1 rRNA gene is annotated in these 2,954 nt (G+C 51.7%); it reads right to left on the bottom strand.

The features are described 5' to 3' along the window. Position 1: 1 nt before the first annotated feature. Positions 2–2,930: ribosomal RNA gene (locus AC1DFT_RS20615) — 23S ribosomal RNA — on the bottom strand. Positions 2,931–2,954: the final 24 nt, after the last annotated feature.

The following is a 2,954-nucleotide window of genomic DNA, read 5'->3' as shown; positions in this document are numbered from 1 at the left end:
TTTGGTTAAGTCCTCGATCGATTAGTATTCGTCAGCTGCACGTGTCGCCACGCTTCCACCCCGAACCTATCTACCTCATCGTCTTTGAGGGATCTTACTTACTTGCGTAATGGGAAATCTCATCTTGAGGGGGGCTTCGTGCTTAGATGCTTTCAGCACTTATCCCGTCCACACATAGCTACCCAGCGATGCTCTTGGCAGAACAACTGGTACACCAGCGGTGTGTCCATCCCGGTCCTCTCGTACTAAGGACAGCTCCTCTCAAATTTCCTACGCCCACGACGGATAGGGACCGAACTGTCTCACGACGTTCTGAACCCAGCTCGCGTACCGCTTTAATGGGCGAACAGCCCAACCCTTGGGACCGACTACAGCCCCAGGATGCGATGAGCCGACATCGAGGTGCCAAACCTCCCCGTCGATGTGGACTCTTGGGGGAGATAAGCCTGTTATCCCCGGGGTAGCTTTTATCCGTTGAGCGATGGCCCTTCCATGCGGAACCACCGGATCACTAAGCCCGTCTTTCGACCCTGCTCGACTTGTAGGTCTCGCAGTCAAGCTCCCTTCTGCCTTTACACTCTTCGAATGATTTCCAACCATTCTGAGGGAACCTTTGGGCGCCTCCGTTACACTTTAGGAGGCGACCGCCCCAGTCAAACTACCCGCCTGACACTGTCTCCTACCCGGGTTACGGGTATGGGTTAGAATTTCAATACAACCAGGGCAGTATCCCACCGACGCCTCCTCCGAAGCTGGCGCTCCGGGCTCTAAGGCTCCTGCCTATCCTGTACAAGTTGCACCAAAATTCAATATCAAGCTATAGTAAAGCTCCACGGGGTCTTTCCGTCCTGTCGCGGGTAACCTGCATCTTCACAGGTACTATAATTTCACCGAGTCTCTCGTTGAGACAGTGCCCAGATCGTTACGCCTTTCGTGCGGGTCGGAACTTACCCGACAAGGAATTTCGCTACCTTAGGACCGTTATAGTTACGGCCGCCGTTTACTGGGGCTTCAATTCGCACCTTCGCTTGCGCTAAGCACTCCTCTTAACCTTCCAGCACCGGGCAGGCGTCAGCCCCTATACTTCACCTTACGGTTTTGCAGAGACCTGTGTTTTTGCTAAACAGTCGCCTGGGCCTATTCACTGCGGCTCTTCGAGGCTATACACCTCAAAGAGCACCCCTTCTCCCGAAGTTACGGGGTCATTTTGCCGAGTTCCTTAACGAGAGTTCTCTCGCTCACCTTAGGATTCTCTCCTCGACTACCTGTGTCGGTTTGCGGTACGGGCACCTATCACCTCGTTAGAGGCTTTTCTTGGCAGTGTGAAATCAGGAACTTCGCTCATACGAGCTCGCCATCACAGCTCAACGTTATAGAATGCGGATTTGCCTACATTCACGCCTTACTGCTTGGACGTGCATAACCAACAGCACGCTTACCCTATCCTCCTGCGTCCCCCCATTACTCAAACGGTGGTTTGGTGGTACAGGAATATCAACCTGTTGTCCATCGCCTACGCCTATCGGCCTCGGCTTAGGTCCCGACTAACCCTGAGCGGACGAGCCTTCCTCAGGAAACCTTAGTCATACGGTGGACGGGATTCTCACCCGTCTTTCGCTACTCATACCGGCATTCTCACTTCTAAGCGCTCCACCAGTCCTTCCGGTCTGACTTCAACGCCCTTAGAACGCTCTCCTACCACTGATACCAAAGGTATCAATCCACAGCTTCGGTGATTTGTTTAGCCCCGATACATTTTCGGCGCAGCGTCACTCGACCAGTGAGCTATTACGCACTCTTTAAATGATGGCTGCTTCTAAGCCAACATCCTGGTTGTCTAAGCAACGCCACATCCTTTTCCACTTAACAAATACTTGGGGACCTTAGCTGGTGGTCTGGGCTGTTTCCCTCTTGACTACGGATCTTATCACTCGCAGTCTGACTCCCAAACATAAATCATTGGCATTCGGAGTTTGTCTGAATTCGGTAACCCGGGATGGGCCCCTAGTCCAAACAGTGCTCTACCTCCAAGATTCTAACGTTTGAGGCTAGCCCTAAAGCTATTTCGGAGAGAACCAGCTATCTCCAGGTTCGATTGGAATTTCTCCGCTACCCACACCTCATCCCCGCACTTTTCAACGTACGTGGGTTCGGACCTCCAGTAAGTGTTACCTTACCTTCATCCTGGACATGGGTAGATCACCTGGTTTCGGGTCTACGACCACATACTCATTCGCCCTATTCAGACTCGCTTTCGCTGCGGCTCCGYYTTCTCARCTTAACCTTGCATGTAATCGTAACTCGCCGGTTCATTCTACAAAAGGCACGCCATCACCCATTAACGGGCTCTGACTACTTGTAGGCACACGGTTTCAGGATCTATTTCACTCCCCTTCCGGGGTGCTTTTCACCTTTCCCTCACGGTACTGGTTCACTATCGGTCACTAGGKAGTATTTAGCCTTGGGAGATGGTCCTCCCGGATTCCGACGGAATTTCACGTGTTCCGCCGTACTCAGGATACACTCAAGAGAGAATGAATTTTGGACTACGGGGCTTTTACCCTATCCTGCGGACCTTTCCAGATCGCTTCGTCTAACTCATTCCTTTGTAACTCTATGTAGAGTGTCCTACAACCCCAAGAGGCAAGCCTCTTGGTTTGGGCTATTCCCGTTTCGCTCGCCGCTACTCAGGGAATCGATTTTTCTTTCTCTTCCTCCAGGTACTTAGATGTTTCAGTTCCCTGGGTGTGCCACAGATGCGCTATGTATTCACGCAAATGTACTGCTCCATTACGAACAGTGGGTTTCCCCATTCGGAAATCTCCGGATCAAAGCTCACTTACAGCTCCCCGAAGCATATCGGTGTTAGTGCCGTCCTTCTTCGGCTCCTAGTGCCAAGGCATTCACCGTGCGCCCTTATTAACTTAACCTAAAAGTTAAAAAGTCTTACACAT

This window comes from Psychrobacillus sp. 05T411 (assembly GCF_056396485.1).
The sequence above is the reverse complement of the archived record's forward strand: the minus strand, read 5'-3'. Positions and strand labels throughout refer to the sequence as shown.